15 protein-coding genes are annotated in these 17,720 nt (G+C 65.7%); 7 read left to right on the top strand and 8 right to left on the bottom strand.

Annotated features, from left to right (window positions below):
* Positions 1-8: 8 nt before the first annotated feature.
* On the bottom strand, positions 9-347 hold the full coding sequence (glnK, locus tag ACNFH5_RS19685; protein WP_003457590.1) for a P-II family nitrogen regulator: 339 nt from the start codon (positions 345-347) through the stop codon (positions 9-11).
* Positions 348-750: 403 nt separating this feature from the next.
* On the opposite strand from glnK, the gene ACNFH5_RS19680 reads away from it, so the two are divergent.
* Both ACNFH5_RS19680 and ACNFH5_RS19675 read left to right on the top strand, forming a co-directional pair.
* A complete protein-coding gene (locus ACNFH5_RS19680; protein WP_416748789.1) occupies positions 751-1,029 on the top strand; it encodes an accessory factor UbiK family protein in 279 nt (92 codons plus the stop codon).
* Positions 1,030-1,068: 39 nt separating this feature from the next.
* The gene (locus ACNFH5_RS19675) at positions 1,069-2,559 is read left to right on the top strand and encodes a YifB family Mg chelatase-like AAA ATPase (RefSeq protein ID WP_416748787.1); all 1,491 of its coding nucleotides are present in this window, start codon (positions 1,069-1,071) and stop codon (positions 2,557-2,559) included.
* On the opposite strand, the gene ACNFH5_RS19670 is transcribed toward ACNFH5_RS19675, so the two are convergent.
* Together ACNFH5_RS19670 and ACNFH5_RS19665 are read right to left on the bottom strand one after the other, a co-directional pair.
* Positions 2,556-3,035: a RidA family protein gene (locus ACNFH5_RS19670; protein WP_416748785.1), complete on the bottom strand. Its 480-nt coding sequence runs from the start codon at positions 3,033-3,035 to the stop codon at positions 2,556-2,558. The genes ACNFH5_RS19675 and ACNFH5_RS19670 overlap by 4 nt on opposite strands.
* A 28-nt stretch (positions 3,036-3,063) precedes the next feature.
* The gene (locus ACNFH5_RS19665; protein WP_416748783.1) at positions 3,064-3,294 is read right to left on the bottom strand and encodes a DUF1127 domain-containing protein; all 231 of its coding nucleotides are present in this window, start codon (positions 3,292-3,294) and stop codon (positions 3,064-3,066) included.
* Between the two features lie 184 nt (positions 3,295-3,478).
* On the opposite strand from ACNFH5_RS19665, the gene ACNFH5_RS19660 reads away from it, so the two are divergent.
* Both ACNFH5_RS19660 and ACNFH5_RS19655 read left to right on the top strand, forming a co-directional pair.
* Complete coding sequence (locus ACNFH5_RS19660) at positions 3,479-4,927, top strand: PLP-dependent aminotransferase family protein (RefSeq protein WP_416748781.1); 1,449 nt, start codon at positions 3,479-3,481, stop codon at positions 4,925-4,927.
* 82 nt (positions 4,928-5,009) lie between these two features.
* On the top strand, positions 5,010-5,813 hold the full coding sequence (locus ACNFH5_RS19655) for a prolipoprotein diacylglyceryl transferase family protein (protein ID WP_416748779.1): 804 nt from the start codon (positions 5,010-5,012) through the stop codon (positions 5,811-5,813).
* Positions 5,814-5,826: 13 nt separating this feature from the next.
* On the opposite strand, the gene ACNFH5_RS19650 is transcribed toward ACNFH5_RS19655, so the two are convergent.
* The 4 genes from ACNFH5_RS19650 to ACNFH5_RS19635 form a co-directional block, all read right to left on the bottom strand.
* Complete coding sequence (locus tag ACNFH5_RS19650; protein ID WP_416748777.1) at positions 5,827-7,803, bottom strand: methyl-accepting chemotaxis protein; 1,977 nt, start codon at positions 7,801-7,803, stop codon at positions 5,827-5,829.
* 336 nt (positions 7,804-8,139) lie between these two features.
* Positions 8,140-9,192 carry a haloacid dehalogenase-like hydrolase gene (locus tag ACNFH5_RS19645; RefSeq protein WP_416748775.1) on the bottom strand — a complete coding sequence of 351 codons (1,053 nt, stop codon included), beginning with the start codon at positions 9,190-9,192 and terminating at the stop codon, positions 8,140-8,142.
* 184 nt (positions 9,193-9,376) lie between these two features.
* Positions 9,377-10,285 (bottom strand): AraC family transcriptional regulator, encoded by a 909-nt coding sequence (locus tag ACNFH5_RS19640; protein ID WP_416748773.1) that lies wholly within the window; start codon positions 10,283-10,285, stop codon positions 9,377-9,379.
* Between the two features lie 48 nt (positions 10,286-10,333).
* Complete coding sequence (locus ACNFH5_RS19635; RefSeq protein ID WP_416748771.1) at positions 10,334-11,254, bottom strand: LysR substrate-binding domain-containing protein; 921 nt, start codon at positions 11,252-11,254, stop codon at positions 10,334-10,336.
* A gap of 138 nt (positions 11,255-11,392) precedes the next feature.
* Between ACNFH5_RS19635 and ACNFH5_RS19630 the strand changes: the two genes are divergently transcribed.
* On the top strand, positions 11,393-12,778 hold the full coding sequence (locus ACNFH5_RS19630) for a NorM family multidrug efflux MATE transporter (RefSeq protein WP_416748769.1): 1,386 nt from the start codon (positions 11,393-11,395) through the stop codon (positions 12,776-12,778).
* Here the strand turns inward: ACNFH5_RS19630 and ACNFH5_RS19625 are convergent.
* On the bottom strand, positions 12,771-14,447 hold the full coding sequence (locus tag ACNFH5_RS19625) for a putative bifunctional diguanylate cyclase/phosphodiesterase (protein WP_416748767.1): 1,677 nt from the start codon (positions 14,445-14,447) through the stop codon (positions 12,771-12,773). The genes ACNFH5_RS19630 and ACNFH5_RS19625 overlap by 8 nt on opposite strands.
* 293 nt (positions 14,448-14,740) lie before the next feature.
* Here ACNFH5_RS19625 and rep point away from each other — a divergent pair, with 293 nt between their 5' ends.
* Together rep and ACNFH5_RS19615 are read left to right on the top strand one after the other, a co-directional pair.
* A complete protein-coding gene (rep, locus tag ACNFH5_RS19620; protein WP_416748765.1) occupies positions 14,741-16,750 on the top strand; it encodes a DNA helicase Rep in 2,010 nt (669 codons plus the stop codon).
* Positions 16,751-16,974: 224 nt separating this feature from the next.
* On the top strand, positions 16,975-17,550 hold the full coding sequence (locus ACNFH5_RS19615) for a xanthine phosphoribosyltransferase (protein WP_184596606.1): 576 nt from the start codon (positions 16,975-16,977) through the stop codon (positions 17,548-17,550).
* The last annotated feature ends 170 nt before the right edge of the window (positions 17,551-17,720 follow it).

Raw genomic sequence — 17,720 nt, 5'->3', positions numbered from 1 at the left:
GGCTTGGCTTAGATCGCGTCGGTGCCGGTTTCGCCGGTACGGATACGAATGGCCTGTTCCAGATTTACGACAAAGATCTTGCCGTCACCGATCTTCCCGGTGTTGGCGGCCTTGGTGATGGCTTCGATAACACGATCCAGCTGGTCATCGGCAATGGCGACGTCGATCTTCACCTTCGGCAGGAAATCGACAACGTATTCCGCGCCACGGTACAGCTCGGTGTGACCCTTCTGCCGGCCGAAGCCTTTGACTTCGGTCACAGTGATGCCCTGCACGCCGATCTCGGACAGCGACTCACGAACGTCGTCCAGCTTGAACGGCTTGATGATGGCTGTGACTAGCTTCATGTAACTCTCTCCCGTGTTTTGGTGGACCCGCCCCAGGAAGAACGAACCCGGAGACAAGTCTAAGCGCAGTGTCTGGCTTTTGTAATGCGCCGGCCGCCCTACCTCAGCACTCCGACTGCCTTGTTCGAAGCGATCCACCGCCTCGCCTGCCGCACCGGAACTGCCTCGGTGCACGCCATGTATGCCCCAAAGCATGAAGCTTGCCAGTTCGTGGAAATGCCCGTGACATCAGGCACTTGGCCAGAATCCGGGGTTTCTGGCGATTAGCCAGCGCGGCTTTGGCGCACCGAAAGCGCGCACGGCGAGCGGGCACACTGCTCAAAAAGCGTGCAACCCCGGACGCCGCAGCCGTCGCCGGCTGCGTGATAGACTGCGCTCTGATTCAATCCGGAACCCATGAACCATGCTGCCGCCCAAAGCCTTCCTCGATGCCATCAGCCAACAAGCCGGACGCCTGTTCGGTGGCGAATCGCCCCTGCCGAAGGCCGAGCTGGAAGCCCAGTTCAAGGTTCTGATGCAGAGCGCCTTCAGCAAGCTCGACCTGGTCAGCCGCGACGAATTCGACAGCCAGATGGTTGTCCTCGCCCGTACCCGCGCCCGCCTCGAGGCGCTGGAAGCCAAGGTCGCGGAGATGGAAGCCAAGCTCTCGCCGCCTGCCGACACCGCCGCCCCCGCCGAATAACGCACATCGGGCGGGCGGCATGCGATCAAGGAGTGATCCATGTCCCTCGCCATCGTCCATAGTCGTGCCCAGGTCGGCGTGGAAGCACCCGGCGTTACTGTCGAGGCGCACCTTGCCAACGGCCTGCCTTCGCTGACCCTGGTCGGTCTGCCCGAAGGCGCGGTGAAGGAGAGCAAGGACCGCGTCCGCAGCGCCCTGCTCAACGCCGGCTTCGATTTCCCCAATCGCAGAATTACCCTGAATCTCGCCCCGGCTGATTTGCCGAAGGACGGCGGGCGTTTCGACCTGGCCATCGCGCTGGGCATCCTGGCCGCCAGCGGCCAACTGGCGGATGCTGCCGGGCTGGATGAGCTGGAATGCCTGGGTGAACTGGCGCTGTCCGGCACCTTGCGGCCGGTTCCCGGCGTACTGCCCGCTGCGCTGGCTGCCCGCGCCGCCGGGCGCGCCCTGGTGGTGCCGAAGGAGAACGCTGAAGAAGCCAGCCTCGCCAGCGGCCTGACTGTCTACGCCGTTGGCCACCTGCTGGAGCTGGCCGCGCACTTCAGCGGCCAGGAGCGCCTGCGTCCCTACGAAGCCAACGGCCTGCTGCGCGCCACACAGCCCTACCCCGACCTCGCCGAAGTGCAGGGCCAGACCGCCGCCAAGCGGGCCCTGCTGGTCGCCGCCGCCGGGGCACACAACCTGCTGTTCAGCGGGCCGCCCGGCACCGGCAAGACACTGCTCGCCAGCCGCCTGCCGGGCCTGATGCCGCCGCTGGACGAAGACGAGGCGCTGCAGGTGGCGGCGATTCACTCCGTCGCCGGGCGCGGGCCGTTGACCCACTGGCCACAGCGCCCCTTCCGTCAGCCACACCACACCGCTTCCGCGCCAGCACTGGTCGGTGGCGGCAGTCGCCCGCAGCCGGGGGAAATCACCCTGGCGCACGAAGGCGTGCTGTTCCTCGATGAGCTACCGGAGTTCGATCGCAAGGTATTGGAAGTCCTGCGCGAGCCGCTGGAAGGCGGCGAGATCGTCATCGCCCGCGCCAATGGCCGCGTGCGCTTCCCGGCGCGCTTTCAGCTGGTCGCGGCAATGAACCCCTGCCCCTGTGGCTACCTTGGCGACCCCAGCGGCCGCTGCCGCTGCTCGCCGGAGCAGATCCAGCGCTACCGGGCCAAGCTCTCCGGCCCATTGCTGGACCGCATCGACCTGCACCTGACTGTCAGCCGCGAAAGCACCAGCCTCGCCCCCAGCGGAGCCACTACCAGCAGCGCCGAACTGGCCACGCAGGTGGCGGCCGCGCGCCAGCGCCAGTTAACTCGTCAGGGCTGCGCCAACGCTTTTCTCACCCTGAAGAAAATGCACCAATATTGTGCATTGAATGCGGAAGACCAAGCCTGGCTGGAGAAGGCCGGCGAGCGCCTGAACCTGTCACTGCGCGCCCTGCACCGGATTCTCAAGGTCGCCCGCACCCTCGCCGACCTGCAGCAGGCGGAGCACATCGCCCGCCCGCACCTGGCCGAAGCGCTGCAATACCGCGCGGGGCATTAGCCCTCAGTTACGGCCAGGAGATTCAGTTCAACCGTCGCATTCTTCGGCAACTGCCAGACGCCCACCGAAGTGCGCGTGTGCACGCCGGCCGCGCCCAGCACCTCGTACAGCACGGCTGAAGCGCCGTCGGCCACTTCGCTCTGCTGCGTGAAGTGCTCCGCCGACTGCACGAACACGTTGAGCTGGAGCACCTTGCGGACTCGGTCGAGGTCGCCCAGCGCCTGCCGCAGCAGCGCCAGCGCCCGCATCACGCAGACCTTCGCGGCCAACTGGGCATCGCCCAGCGACACCTCGCTGCCCGCCCGGCCGGTGACGACGACCACATCGCCCACCCGTGGAATCTGCCCACTGAGGTGCACCTGGTTGCCGTCGATAAGGAAAGGCACGTAGTTACCGCCGATCTTCATTTCACCGCTGAAGTCATAGCCGAGTTCGGCGGCAATCCGTTCAAATGCGGCAGCGCGTGTTTCTCCCATAGGTACTCCCTGGTGGGTCAGTTTCTGATCAGCAGCGCCAGAACGGCCGCATCGCTTCCAGCTTCGCCTGCTCGCGGCTGATGCCGATGTCGCGCAGTTGCTCGTCGGAAAGCTCCAGCAACTGCTTGCGGGTACGCACGCGGCGCCAGAACTGCTGCCAGCGGTTCTCGCCGCCTTCACGCGGGGCCACGCGGGCGCCAGGGAGTTCCAGCAGTTCCTGTTGATAAAGGGTCAGCCGCACATCGCTCAGGCCGCTCATGTCGTCGCTCCTCCAGTCGGTTTCTCCGGACGTGGGACTAGAGTGGCGAATCGGGAAAAATCATTACAGATTCAACACAGTGAAGTTTTTTCCATACAGACACAGGAAAAATCCTTCTGAATGGCGTATTTTTTCCCGATCTGTACTGCATTCTGCCGAGTCGATCCGGCACGGGAGACCTGTCATGAAACGCTACGCGCAGCTGGCCGCTACCCTCGGTGAACGCATCGAACAGGGCCTGTACCGTCCCGGCGACCGCCTGCCCTCGGTGCGCGCGCTGAGCGAGGAGCACGGCGTCAGCATCAGCACCGTGCAGCAGGCCTACCGCGTGCTGGAGGATGACGGACTGGTGGAGCCGCGCCCCAAGTCCGGCTACTTCGTACCCGAACGCCGCGAGTTGCCGCCGATGCCGGCGATGACCCGTCCGGCGCAGCGGCCGGTAGAAGTGTCGCAGTGGGACCAGGTGCTGGAACAGGTGAGACGCGCGCCGGGGGGTGATTTCGTCCAGCTCGGGCGCGGTACGCCGGACATCGCCAGCCCGTCGCTCAAGCCGCTGCAGCGCGCCATGGTGCACGCTGCACGCCGGACCGACCTGCAAAGTCTCGGTTACGAAGGCATCCAGGGCTCGCTGCCGCTACGCGAGCAGATCGCCCGGCTGATGCTGGATTCCGGCTGCCAGGTGCCGCCCAGCGAAATCGTCATCACCACCGGCTGCCAGGAAGCGCTGGCCATCACCCTGCGCGCGATCTGCGAGCCGGGCGACATCATCGCCATCGACTCGCCGAGCTTCCACGGCGCCATGCAGGCGCTCAAGGCGTACGGCCTGAAGGCGCTGGAAATCCCCACCGACCCCACCAACGGCATCAGCCTGGAAGCGCTGGAGCTGGCCATGGAACAGTGGCCGGTGAAGCTGATCCTGCTCACCCCCAACTGCAACAACCCGCTGGGCTACATCATGCCCGACGCCCGCAAGCGCGCCCTGCTCACGCTGGCGGCGCGCTACGACGTGCCGATCCTCGAGGACGACGTCTACGGCGAACTGGCCTACGCCTACCCCCGTCCGCGCAGCATCAAGTCCTTCGACACCGACGACCGCGTGCTGCTGGCCAGTTCCTTTTCCAAGACCGTGGCGCCCGGCCTGCGCACCGGCTGGGTGGTGCCCGGGCGCTACCTGGACCGCATCCTCCACTTCAAGTACATCGCCAGCGGTACCTGCGCGCCGCAGCCGCAGATGGCCCTGGCCGAATTCGTCGGCGGCGGCCACTACGAGCCCCACATCCGCCGCATGCGCTCGCAGTACCAGCGCCACCGCGACCTGATGACCGAATGGGTCGGCCGCTATTTCCCGGAAGGCGCGCGGGTCACCCGGCCACGCGGTGGCTTCATGCTCTGGGTCGAGTTCGACCCGCTGTTCGACAGCGTGCGCCTCAACCAGGAGCTGCGCCGCGACAATGTGCAGGTGGCGGCCGGCAACATCTTTTCCGCCTCGGGCAAGTACCGTAACTGCATCCGCATGAACTACTCCAACCGTGACCTGGCGGTGATCGAAGACGCCGTGCGCAAGGTTGGCGCCTGCGCCCGGCGACTGACCGCGGAGTTGCGCGAACAGCAAGCCGAACCGCTGCCCGCCTGAGGCGAAACATTTATCCACAGCCCGGCGCTGCCGCACGGCAGCGCCCTGCTGTACCTTGGTTTCCTTTTGCCAGGCCTCCGCTTTGACCAGTCTCATCCTCGGCCCGCTGGCCCTTCCCCTGCCCCACGTGCTGCTCTACCTCGGTTTCTTCGGCGCCCTGCTGGCCGGCTGGCTGGCCGGACGCAGGCGCGGCGCCAACCCCGAAGGTGCCCTGTTCAGCATGCTCCTTGGCGGTCTGCTGGTGGCGCGGCTGGTCTTCGTCGCGCGCTACTTCGAGCAGTACGCGGCGACGCCGCTGAGCATCGTGGATATCCGCGATGGCGGCTTTCTCGCGCTGCCAGGCGTGATCGCCGCTGCGCTGATCGGCGCGGTGCTGGCCTGGCGCAGGACGGAGCTGCGCCGCCCGCTGGCCGTTGCGGCGGTGGTCGGTGTATGCCTGTGGGGCGGCGGCAAGGCCGTGACCTCCGCGCTGGACCGCAGCCAGCAGATTCCCGAACTCACGGTGATGGACCTGCGCGGCGCCGCCGTGGACCTGCGCGCGCTGGATGGTCGGCCCATGGTGGTCAACCTCTGGGCCACCTGGTGCCCGCCGTGCCGGCGCGAGATGCCGGTGCTGGAAGCCGCGCAGAAACAGCGCAGTGATGTGCGCTTCCTGCTGGTGAACCAGGGCGAGAATGCCGAAGCCGTGCAGCGCTTCCTCCGCGAGCAGGGGCTGAGCGAGGCGGCGGTGCTGCTCGACAGCGGCAACCGCCTGGGCCAGCTCACCGGCTCCTACGGCATGCCCACCACACTGTTCTACGACGCCCAGGGGCGCCTGAAGCACAGCCAGATGGGCGAGCTGTCCGCCGCCAGCCTGGAGTACGGGCTGGGCCAGTTCAAGGACTGACCCGCCCGGCGTTTCAGCGGAAGCGCCCGACCTCGTCGCGCAGGCCGGCCGCCAGGCTGTCCAGTTCGCGCACGGTCTGCGCCAGATCGGCCACCACCTGACGCTGTTCGCTGTTGGCCTGGGCGATGCCCTGCAGGTTGCTGCTGAGCAGGGTCGCCGTGCGGCTCTGCTCCTGGGTTGCCGTCGTGATGGCGGCGAACTGTTCGCCGGCCGCGCTGCTTTGCTGGGAGATTTCCGCCAGCGCGGCGGCGACCTTCTCGTTCAATGCCAGCCCATGCTGCATCAGCTGGCTGCCCTGCTCGATGGTCTCGGTGGCGCTGCCGGTTTCCTGCTGGATGGCGCCGATCATCTGCGAGATTTCCGTGGTAGCGGCCTGAGTGCGCGCCGCCAGGCTGCGCACTTCATCGGCAACCACGGCGAACCCACGCCCCTGCTCGCCCGCACGGGCGGCCTCGATGGCGGCGTTGAGCGCCAGCAGATTGGTCTGCTCGGCAATCGAAGTGATCACGCCGACGATGCTGCCGATCTCCTGGGAGCGTGCGCCGAGGCGGTTCACTCGCTCCACGGTCTGCTGCAGCGCACCAGCGATCTGTGCCAGCGAGGCCGAAGCATCGTCCATCGACTGCAGGCCGATGTGGGTCTGCCGGGTGTTCTCGCTCGCCATACGCTCGGTGCTGCGCATGTTGTCGGCGATATCCATCGAGGTGGCGCTGAACTCCTCCACCGCACCAGCCATGCTGTTGATTTCGCCGGACTGCTGCTCCATACCGGCATACGCGCCGCTGGAAAGGCCCGACAACGAACGCGAGCAATGCCCCACTTCCTCCGCCGCGCCGCGCACCCGTGAGACCATGCGGGAGAGCGCCTCGCCCATCTGGTTGAAGCTGCGCGCCAGGTCGCCGATCTCGTCACGGCTGGCAACGGACAGGCGCGCCCCCAGGTCGCCGGCGCCCAGCGCATGGGCCTGGCGCACCAGGTCGCCCAGCGGGCGCAGGCGGCGGCGCAGCAGCCAGGTAGTAGCAATGACCGCCAACAGCATGGCGATCAGGCTGCCCATGGCCAGTTGGCCGCCGACACGCCAGGTCACCGCGCGGATCTCCTCCTTCGGCATGCTTGCAACGACGCTCCAGGGGCCGCCGGCGAAAGGCTGCGCCACGCTGTAGAAGTCGTCCTGGCCGTCGCTCCAGAAGCGGCCGCGGCCGGGGTGGTCCAGCAACTTGGCAAGGCTGTCGGCAGCGCGCTCGGGGTTGCGCGCGCCGGCCGGCGGCACCAGCCAATGGTGTTGTTCATCCAGCAACGCCAGAGAGCCGCCCTGGCCGAGGCGGAAACGACCCAGGTTGTCGAACTGGCGCTTCTGCGCATCGGTGTAATCGAAGCCGACGAACAGCACGGCGATCACCCGTCCGCCGGCATCGCGCACCGGGGTGTACTGGGTCATGTAGAAGCGGTCGAACAGCAGTGCGCGGCCGACGTAGCTCTCTCCGCGCAGCAGCAGCGGGTAGGCCGGGCTGTTGTGATCGAGCACGGTGCCCATGGCGCGGCTGCCGTCCTGCTTCATCAGCGAGGTGGTGATGCGCACGAAGTCGTCGCCGTCGCGCACGAAGACGGTGGCGACCCCGGCGGTGAGCTGGCGGAATTCGTCGACCAGGGTGAAGTCGCCATTCAGGCGAGTGTCGCCCAGGTACAGCGCCGGGGCTTGCAGCGCAGCAACCGGCACGCGCTCGTCAGCGTGCGCTTTCAGGCCGGCGGCGAAGCGTTGCTCGAACAGGCCGGCGAGGCGCTGGGTGCTCTCGCGCAGGGTGCCGTGGAAGGTTTCCAGCTGGTCCGCCAACAGGCGCGCCTCGCTGGCGAGGTGTTCTTCGCGGGTGGTCAGGGTAGCGCTGTCTAGCGAGCGCAAGGCAAACAGCGTGCTACCGCTGATCAACAGGATCAGGAGCACGGCCAATGCCATCGCCAACTGCAGGGCGATGCGGGATCGGGGCTGGTTCATATTTCGGGTTCTGCACGCAACGGCAAGCCGTCGCCCGTGGTGTGGGAGCGGCCCGCTTCGGTTCGAGGGGAATGCCGGTGTTGTACACCTGGCTACCGTGGCTATCGGCGGGCCGGAAAAATACTTGAGTTCTTCACCCGGAAATAGCGTGGTACGGGGGTTCCAGACGGATCAGCGACGCCTCCCTTTGAAGCAGGACCTGCGCCGGGCGGTTCGCGAGCAAGCTCGCTCCTACAGGTGGAGATTGGCGTAGGAGCGGACTTTGTCCGCGATAAGGTCCGGCGCGATGCGAACCTATCGCGGACGGAGTCCGCTCCTACGTAGAGCGCTACGCGCTTACTGGATCTCTTCGGGGGTGACGATCACCCAGTTCTTGTCGGCGGTCACCGGCTGGCCGAGCTTGGCCTGGGCCTCGGCATTCTTCTTGATCATGCCGTTGAGCTGGTCCATGTACTTGGCCTTGCGGTTGATCCACAGGTGCACGCCGTTCTCGGCGGTACCGTTGAACAGCATGTAGCCGTCGCTGCTGGGGGTATCGCCGCCGACCAGGATGGGCTTCTTCCACTGGTCGATGTAGGTGAGGATGGCCGCCTGCTTGCCGGCCATCCAGGTTGCCGGCGTCCACAGGTAGGGGGTGATTTCCAGGCCCTCGTTGGCCTTGGGATCGTATTTACCTTCGGCGATCTGCTTGCGCGCAGTGGTCAGGGCGCCGCTCTGGCGGTCCTTGAGCAGCGTGGTGACACCGATGACGTTTTCGGGCTTCACGTTGTAGCCGTACTTGGGATCGCTGGCGACCATGCGCACCAGCTCCTCATGGGCCGCGGTCATCACGTAGACCTCGATGCCGTTCTCCATCAGCTTGTTGTACAGCTCGGTCTGCCCGGTGAAGACCTTGGGCGGGTTGATCTCGATAGTCTTGACCACGTCGCCTTCGTAGTAGGTGCTGGGCACCGGCTTGCCGTAGGCCATCAGCTCGTCGACGTAGCCCTTGAGCTCCTTGAGGGTGAGGCCGGAGAACACCTGGGCGACCCAGGGGTAGCAGACCAGGTCGTCGAGTTCGCAGAGGCGGTAGTAGTAGCTGTTGAGGCTTTCCTTGTGGCCGTTGACGTCCTTGAAGGGGATGAGCTTGAGCGAGGGGTCGAGCTTCTCGCGGGTCAGCACGCCTTTCATTTCCAGGAAGGGCAGCAGCGATTCCTCGAGGTCGTAGCGGTAGCTGGTGTTGTCCATGTCGAAGACCGCGAAGGCGCCCTTGTTGGCATTGGCGGCGATCAGGGCGTCGAGCTGCTTGGCGGCGGGCGCCGGCCAGTGCTTCAGTTCGGTGGCGGCGAAAGAGGTGCTGGCGAGGCCGGCCAGGATCAGGCCGGCGAGCAAGGTGCGCATGGGCTTCATGGAATTCCCCCGAGTGGTCTTGTGGGTATGGGGAAGGCCCATGGCGGGCCTTCACTGGACTAGTCCAGCAATGACCCTAGCAAAGCGCTGTTTCAGCTCTGCGACGGCAGCGACGTGAATCGTCGCGAAGGCGGCAGGACGTATCCATCCGCGCCACGTGGGTTTTCCAGCAGCGACGACTGGTCTAGTTCACGGCACGCCGCAGGCGGCCGGGGGCGTCGCCGTAGGTTTCCTTGAATTTCCGGGTGAAGGACGCCTGGGACTGGTAGCCGACCTGGGCGGCGATATCGGTCAGGCTCAGCTGCGAGTCGCTCAGCAGGCGGTGCGCCAGTTCCATGCGCACACGGGTCAGCAGAACCCAGGGCGATTCGCCGGCGACCTGGGCGAACTGGCGCGCGAAGGTGGCGCGGGACATGTTCGCCCGTTCGGCCAGCGCTTCGATGGTCCATTCACGGGCGGGCTCCTCCAGCATCGCCTGCCAGGCGCGGCCCAGGCGCTTGGCGCTGAGCAGCGCCAGGGTGCCACTGGCGGGGGCGTGATCGCGCAGGTGGACGCGCAGGATCAGGGTGAACAGCGCCGAAGACAGCGCATCCACCAGAAAGCGCGCGCCAGCCTGGTTGCCGTCCGCTTCGGCGCGCAGCAGGGCGACCAGCGCGGCCACGGAGTCGCCCAGGCCATTGTCCTGGCAAGACACCTTCACGAACGCCGGCAGGGCCGCCATCAACAGCGAGCCAGGTTGGTAATGGAAGCTCCCGCAGAGCATGTCCAGCTCACCTTCGCCCGCACCCAGACGATGGACCGGCAACAAACCCTCCTCGTGGACTTCCGGCGCCTGCGCGGCCACCCGCGTGCCGTGGCTGCGCAACAGGTGGGCTGCACCATCGGGAAGGACCAGTACTTCACCTGCCTTGAGGTCCAGGGCTTGCCCGTCCGGCATTTCCATCCGGCAGCTGCCGGACAGCACCACGTGGTACTGCGCAGTGCCGGCCGGCAACGGCTCGTGGTCCAGCGCCCAGTCGCCGAGGAACCGGCAACGCAGGTCGAGGCTGCCGCGCAGGCCGGCGAGCTGGATGAGGCGATCGAGGGCGTTCATGGCATTCCAGGCAAAGGCAGTGGCTGACAGCTTATCCACAGCGACGACTCATTCGAAGTACTCCACCGGCGGCATCTGCATGGCCTGCATCTCGGCCTGCAGGAAATCACGCAGCCGCCGCAGCCGTTCCTGATGTCGGCGGGCGCGAGGCCAGACCAGGTAGTAGCTCTCGCCGCTGGCCACCGCGCTAGGCCATGGCAGTGCCAGGCGGCCCTGGTTGGCATCTTCGGCGACCATCACCAGGTCGCCGATGGAAACTCCATAGCCACGGGTCGCAGCCACGATGCCCAGTTCGAGGGTGTCGAATACCTGCCCACCCTTGAGCGAAACCTGCTCGCCCAGGTCCATGCGCTGCAACCAACGCCGCCAGTCACGGCGGTCCGGCGTGGGGTGCAGCAGTTCGGCGCCGGCCAGTCGCTCGGCGTTCCACGGGCCATCCGCCAGCAGCGCCGGCGAGCCGACTGGAATCAGCCATTCGGGGAAGAGCAAGGTGGCTTCCCAGTCCGGCGGGAAGTGCCCGGAGCTGAGCAGCACCGCGCAGTCGAAAGGCTCATGGACGAAGTCCACACGATCCACGTCCATCCAGGCGCTGGTCAGCTGCACCTCGATATCGCTGTGCTGCATGCGGAACTTGCTCAGCCGCGCCAGCAACCAGCGCATGGTCAGGGTCGAGGGCGCCTTCAGGCGCAGCACCCCTTCCTCCGCGCGCAGGCTGGCGCAGGCGCGTTCCAATGCATCGAAGCCATCACGCAGGCCGGGCAGCAGCATCCGCGCTGTTTCTGTCAGTTCCAGCTGACGACCTCGACGCTGGAACAGGCGGCAGGCGAAGTGTTCTTCCAGGGTCTTGATGTGCCGGCTCACCGCGCTCTGGGTGATCGCCAGCTCCTCGGCGGCGCGAGTGAAGGACGCGTGACGCGCCGCCGCCTCGAAGGCGCGCAGGGCATAGAGGGGTGGCAACTGGCGGGTCATGGCAGGCTCCAGGCAATTCATGCATGAGTATGACTCATGCATGGCATCGCATTTATCCTTTTGTGCCCGCATCCACGGGCACCGGAGAATGGGCGACTCCCAATCGACGCGGCGCATGCCGCTTGCTGAGCCTGACTCATGAAACGCCTGTACCGTGACGAACTTGCCGCCATCCTTCGCCTCGCCGGCCCGCTGATTGCCGCGCAGTTGGCCTACGTGGCCATGGTGTTCACCGACACCGTGATGATGGGCAAGCTCGGCCGCGAGGCGCTGGCCAGCGGCGGCCTGGGCGCATCCACTTATGCGTTGATCTCGACCTTCTGCGTCGGCGTGGTGGCAGCCACGGGCAACCTGGTGGCGATCCGGCATGGCGCGAAAGACGCTCGCGGCGTGGTGGAAGCGACCCAGGCCGGCCTGTGGATCGGTGGTGCGCTGGCGCTGCTGGCGGGGCTGTTGCTGTGGAACCTCGGGCCGATCCTGATCGCCTTCGGCCAGGCGCCGGAAACGGTCGCCGGCACCATGAGTTTTCTGCACAGCATCGTCTTCGCCCTGCCCGGCTACATGGCATTCATGGTGCTGCGCGGCTTCACCAGCGCCATCGAGCGGCCGGGCCCGGTCATGGCCATCAGCCTGATCGGCGCGCTGGCCAACTTCGCCCTCAACTATGCCTTCATCGAAGGCTTGTTCGGCCTGCCGCGTCTTGGGCTGGCGGGGATCGGCATGGTCACCGCGGTGGTGATGAATGCGCTGCCGGTGATCTTCGCACTGTACCTGCGCTGGCACCGGGCCTATGCGCCCTACCCGCTGCTGGCCGGTTTGTCGAAGCCAGACTTCAAGGTGATCGGCGAATCCCTGCGCCTGGGCATTTCCATCGGCGGCACCTACGCGGTGGAGTCGGGCATGTTCACCGTGGCGACCCTGTGCATGGGCGTGATCGGCAGCAGCGCCCTGGCGGCGCACCAGATCGCCATCCAGTCGGTGTACGTGGCCTTCATGGTGCCCATGGGGATTTCCTATGCCGTGACCTTCCGCATCGGCCAGCACTACGGCGCCGGGCGGCTGGTCGAGGCGCGCCGCGCCGGGCGGTTGGGCATCGGTTTCGGCGCCAGCTGCATGTTCGCCTTCGCCGCGCTGTTCTGGCTCGCGCCGGAGCTGGTCATCGGCCTGTTCATCGACCACAACGATCCGGCCAACCGCGAGGTGGTGCAACTGGCCGTCAGCCTGCTGGCCATCGCCGCGTGGTTCGAGCTGTTTGACGGTACCCAGTGCATCGCCATGGGCGCGATCCGCGGCCTGAAGGACGCGCGCACCACCTTCCTCGTCGGGCTGGCCGGTTACTGGCTGGTGGGCGTGCCGATGGCGCTGCTGCTGACCTTCCCGCTGGGCTGGGGGCCGAGCGGCGTGTGGTGGGGATTGGCTTCGGGCCTGGCCTGCGCGGCCATTGGCCTGACGCTGGCCTTCGAGGGGAAAACCTCGCGCCTGCTGCGCCCGCGCACGCCTGGCGCAGCGCTGGCGGCTAGCTGACCGAGTCCTGCATGCGCAGCGTACGGTTGGCGCCGAACACCAGGAAGCGAGCCAGCTCCGCGAGCGGCAGCGGGCGGCTGATCCAGTAACCCTGTACCTGATCGCAACCGAACTGGCGCAATTCGTCCTGCTGGGCGGCAGTCTCGACGCCTTCGGCGACCACTTCCAGGTTCAGGTTGTGCGCCAGGTTGATCATCGCCCGCACCAGCTGCAGGTTTTCCGTGCGCTCATGCATGCCGCCGACGAAGCTCTTGTCGATCTTCAGCAGGGTGATCGGCAAGCTGTTGAGGTGCACGAAGGACGAGAAGCCGGTGCCGAAATCGTCCAGCGAGAAGCGCACGCCAAGCCGGCCGAGGGCCTGCATGGTCTGCAGGACCTGGTCGCTGCGGCGCATCACGGCGGTTTCGGTCAGTTCGAATTCCAGCCACTGGGCATCAACGCCGCGCTCGCGGATCAGGCGCTCCAGGGTTGGCAGCAGTTGGCTGTCCTGGAACTGGCGGAACGACAGGTTCACCGCCATGTGCAGCGGCGGCAGACCACGCCCGCGCAACCACTGCATGTCACGCAGGGCGCGGGAGATGACCCAATAGCCTAGCGGCACGATCAGCCCGCTTTCCTCGGCGAGCGGCACGAAGTCGCCCGGCGTCAGCAGGCCACGCTCGGGATGGCGCCAACGCACCAGCGCTTCGAGACCGACGATCTGCCCGCTGTGCAGGTCCAGGCGCGGCTGGTAGTGCAGTTCCAGTTCGTCGCGGCGCAGCGCCCGGCGCAGTTCACTTTCCAGGTCGGCAAGGCTGCGGGCACCGCGGTTGATGCGTTCGTCGAAGACGTGGAAGGTACAGCCCTGGCGCGACTTGGCCTGCTGCATGGCGATATGTGCATGCCACAGCAGCGGGTCGGCGGCTTCGCCGGCGCGGGCGTGGGCCATGCCCAGGCTGCAGCCCAGCAGCAGGCTTTCACCCTCGACCCAGTAGGGCTCGCCCAGGGATTCGACGATGAGTTCGGCGATCTTCTCGACCCGCGCCGGGTCGCGGCGGGTGTCCAGCAGCAGGGCAAACTCGTCGCTGCCCAGGCGGGCGATGTCGTCGCCGTTGTCCAGGTGCGCCTTCAGACGCGCCACCACCTGCAGGATCAGGCGGTCGCCAGCCTGGTGGCCGAGGGCGTCGTTGACGTGGCGGAAGTTGTCCAGGTCCAGGTGGCCCAGCGCCAGGCCGCGCCCTTCGCTCTCGCTGAGGCGGGCGGCGAGCAGAGTCTGGAAGCCCTGGCGGTTGGCGATACCGGTCAGTGGGTCCTGTTCGGCCAGGCTCTGCAGGGTGTTCTGCAGCGAAGTGCGCTCACGCACGTAACGCAGGGTGCGGCGCAGGACTTCGACGCTGAGGGATTCGGCCACCAGATAATCGGCGACGCCGACCGGCTCCTCCGCGGGCTCGCGCTCCAGCAGCAGGACCAACGGCAGATGGCATTGGTGGGCGGACGGCAATTTGCCGGGCGTGGCGAGCACCAGGCCGACCTGATCCTCGTCGAACAGGCTGCTGGCAGCCTGCCAGGACGGGGCCGTGATCAGCGAATAGCCCTGCCCCAACGCGGCCAGATGCCCGCGCAGTAGCTGGGCCCACTGCGGCGCTTCCGCCAGCAGGAGCAGGCGCGTTGGTTCGACCGACGCTGCCAAGCGACCCCCATGTATCTCTAGAAAGGGGAGAAACTCCAGGCACCTTCCGTGCGCCCATTTCTCCCGGTTTTGAAGCGACGCCATCCGGACATCCCACGGATGTAGACGAAACTTCAGAGAAACTCTTAAGAGTTTTCTTCAAGTAATGCTGTCACAAGCCTAATACATGTACAGATTTATCCAAAACACATAAGTACGATCGTGTCACAGATCGCCGCTATTCCGAGCGGCACCCCGACGCCCGGCACGGCCTGCTAGAATACGCGCCCGCTTCACTACAGACCCCGCCTTTCATGTCCCGACTCAATCCCCGGCAGCAAGAGGCCGTGAACTACGTCGGCGGCCCGCTCCTGGTGCTGGCCGGCGCCGGCTCCGGCAAGACCAGCGTGATCACCCGCAAGATCGCGTACCTCGTGCAGCAATGCGGCATCCGCGCCCAGTACATCGTCGCCGTGACCTTCACCAACAAGGCCGCCCGCGAGATGAAGGAGCGCGTCAGCACCCTGCTGCGCCCGGGCGAAGGCAAGGGCCTGACTGTCTCGACCTTCCATAACCTGGGCCTGAACATCATCCGCAAGGAACATGCGGCCCTGGGCTACAAGCCCGGCTTCTCGATCTTCGACGAGAGCGATGTGAAGGCGCTGATGACCGACATCATGCAGAAGGAATATTCCGGCGATGACGGTCTGGACGAGATCAAGGGCCTGATCGGCAGCTGGAAGAACGACCTGATCCTTCCGGAAGAAGCGCTGGAAAAGGCGCGCAATCCCAAGGAACAGACCGCCGCGATGGTCTACCTGCACTACCAGCGCACGCTCAAGGCCTACAACGCGGTGGATTTCGACGACCTGATCCTGCAGCCGGTGAAGCTGTTCCAGGAGCACCCGGACATCCTCGACAAGTGGCGCAACCGCGTGCGCTACATGCTGGTGGACGAATACCAGGACACCAACGCCAGCCAGTACCTGCTGGTGAAGATGCTGGTGCAGCAGCGCGCGCACTTCACCGTGGTGGGCGACGACGACCAGTCGATCTATGCCTGGCGCGGCGCGCGCCCGGAAAACCTGATGCAGCTGAAGGAAGACTTTCCCTCGCTGAAGGTGGTGATGCTGGAGCAGAACTACCGCTCTACCAGCCGCATCCTCAAATGCGCCAACATCCTCATCGCCAACAACCCCCACGTGTTCGAGAAGCAGCTGTGGAGCGAGATGGGCGAGGGCGACCCGATCCGCGTGATCCGTTGCCGCAACGAGGAGTCCGAGGCCGAGCGGGTGGCGATGGAAATCCTCACCATCCACCTGAAGACGCAGCGGCCCTACAGCGAATTCGCCATCCTCTACCGGGGCAACTATCAGGCGAAGCTGATCGAGCTGAAACTTCAGCACCACCAGATTCCCTATCACCTGTCAGGCGGCACCAGCTTCTTCGGACGCCAGGAAGTGAAGGACCTGATGTCCTACTTCCGCCTGCTGGTGAACCCGGACGATGACAACGCCTTCCTCCGCGTGATTAACGTGCCGCGCCGGGAGATCGGCTCCACCACCCTGGAGAAACTCGGCAACTACGCCACCGAGCGCGGCTGCTCGATGTTCAACGCTTCCGGCGAGCTGGGCCTCTCCGAACACCTGGACGCCCGCTACATCGAGCGCCTGCAGCGCTTCAAGCGCTTCATCGACAAGGTCCGCGAGCAGTGCGCCGGCAGCGACCCGATCGGCGCGCTGCGCAGCATGGTGATGGACATCGACTACGAAAACTGGCTGCGGCAGAACGCGTCCAGCGACAAGGTCGCCGATTTCCGCATGGGCAACGTCTGGTTCCTCATCGAAGCCCTGAAAAATACCCTGGAGCGCGACGAAGAAGGCGACATGACCATCGAGCAGGCCATCGCCAAGCTGGTGCTGCGCGACATGCTCGAACGCCAGCAGGAAGAGGAAGAAGGCGCCGACGGTGTGCAGATGATGACCCTGCACGCCTCCAAGGGCCTGGAATTCCCCTACGTGTTCATTCTCGGCGTGGAAGAGGAAATCCTCCCGCACCGTTCCAGCATCGAGGCCGACACCATCGAGGAGGAGCGGCGCCTGGCCTACGTAGGCATTACCCGGGCGAAGAAGAACCTGGCCATGACCTTCGCCGCCAAGCGCAAACAGTACGGCGAGATCATCGACTGCTCGCCCAGCCGCTTCCTCGACGAACTGCCGCCCGAAGACCTGGTCTGGGAAGGCCAGGAAGACGCGCCGCAAGAGGTCAAGGTGGCCAAGGGCAACTCGGCACTGGCGGATATCCGGGCGATGCTCAAGCGCTGATCTAATTCCCTGTAGGGGCGAGCTTACTCGCGAAGCTCTTCGCCGCGCGGTTCGCGAGCAAGCTCGCTCCTACAGAAAGGCATCGCACCGGGATCACGCGCGGCCGCCCATCGAAAAACTGTCCATTCGATCAGCAATTGCATTGGTCGGAACGTCGCGCAGAGGGCCAATGGCGTTGTAGAATTACGCGCTTCATCAGCGACAGCCGCTCCGGAAGCACCCCCGTGAACACTCTCAAAGACAAAATTCGCAGCGAAGGCATCGTTCTCTCCGAACAGGTCCTCAAGGTAGACGCCTTCCTCAACCACCAGATCGACCCGGCGCTGATGAAGCAGATCGGCCACGAGTTCGCCGAACGCTTCAAGAACCAGGGCATCACCAAGATCGTCACCATCGAAGCCTCGGGTATCGCCCCGGCGGTCATGGCCGGCCTCGAACTGGGCATCCCGGTGATCTTCGCCCGCAAGTTCCAGTCGCTGACGCTGAAGAACGACCTACTGATCTCCAAGGTCTTCTCCTTCACCAAGCAGACCGAAAGCACCATCGCCATTTCCGCCAAGCATCTGACCGCCGCCGACCACGTGCTGGTGGTGGATGACTTCCTCGCCAACGGCCATGCCGCCAAGGCGCTGATCGACCTGATCCAGCAGGCGGGCGCCAGCGTTGCAGGCCTGGGTATCGTCATCGAGAAATCCTTCCAGGAAGGCCGCGCCCTGCTGGAAAGCGAAGGCTACCGCGTGGAGTCCCTGGCCCGCGTGAAGTCGCTGGCCAATGGTCAGGTCGAGTTCCTCGAAGACTGATCCAGCGCTGCACGAAAAAAGGCGGGCACCGACAGGGCCCGCCTTTTTCATGCCTGCTCGCTGGCTTTCGCGAACGGAGCTCCAACGTAGCCTTTGCGGCGAATAATGCTGGCGCGTTATGCGCCCCACGCAACCGGCATGCCCTGTAGGAGCGAGCTCGCTCGCGAAGC

It is taken from the genome of Pseudomonas sp. NY15435 (assembly GCF_048068295.1).
Classification (GTDB): domain Bacteria; phylum Pseudomonadota; class Gammaproteobacteria; order Pseudomonadales; family Pseudomonadaceae; genus Pseudomonas.
This window is presented reverse-complemented; position numbering and strand designations above follow the sequence as displayed.

Excerpts from the sequence above, each read along its gene's own strand:
- ACNFH5_RS19665 (WP_416748783.1), bottom strand. The coding sequence starts at position 3,294 with ATGAGCGGCCTGAGCGATGTGCGGCTGACCCTTTATCAACAGGAACTG.
- ACNFH5_RS19645 (WP_416748775.1), bottom strand. The coding sequence starts at position 9,192 with ATGAAGCCCATGCGCACCTTGCTCGCCGGCCTGATCCTGGCCGGCCTC.
- ACNFH5_RS19675 (WP_416748787.1), top strand. The coding sequence starts at position 1,069 with ATGTCCCTCGCCATCGTCCATAGTCGTGCCCAGGTCGGCGTGGAAGCA.
- ACNFH5_RS19680 (WP_416748789.1), top strand. The coding sequence starts at position 751 with ATGCTGCCGCCCAAAGCCTTCCTCGATGCCATCAGCCAACAAGCCGGA.
- rep (WP_416748765.1), top strand. The coding sequence starts at position 14,741 with ATGTCCCGACTCAATCCCCGGCAGCAAGAGGCCGTGAACTACGTCGGC.
- ACNFH5_RS19635 (WP_416748771.1), bottom strand. The coding sequence starts at position 11,254 with ATGACCCGCCAGTTGCCACCCCTCTATGCCCTGCGCGCCTTCGAGGCG.
- glnK (WP_003457590.1), bottom strand. The coding sequence starts at position 347 with ATGAAGCTAGTCACAGCCATCATCAAGCCGTTCAAGCTGGACGACGTT.
- ACNFH5_RS19670 (WP_416748785.1), bottom strand. The coding sequence starts at position 3,035 with ATGGGAGAAACACGCGCTGCCGCATTTGAACGGATTGCCGCCGAACTC.
- ACNFH5_RS19640 (WP_416748773.1), bottom strand. The coding sequence starts at position 10,285 with ATGAACGCCCTCGATCGCCTCATCCAGCTCGCCGGCCTGCGCGGCAGC.
- ACNFH5_RS19660 (WP_416748781.1), top strand. The coding sequence starts at position 3,479 with ATGAAACGCTACGCGCAGCTGGCCGCTACCCTCGGTGAACGCATCGAA.
- ACNFH5_RS19650 (WP_416748777.1), bottom strand. The coding sequence starts at position 7,803 with ATGAACCAGCCCCGATCCCGCATCGCCCTGCAGTTGGCGATGGCATTG.
- ACNFH5_RS19630 (WP_416748769.1), top strand. The coding sequence starts at position 11,393 with ATGAAACGCCTGTACCGTGACGAACTTGCCGCCATCCTTCGCCTCGCC.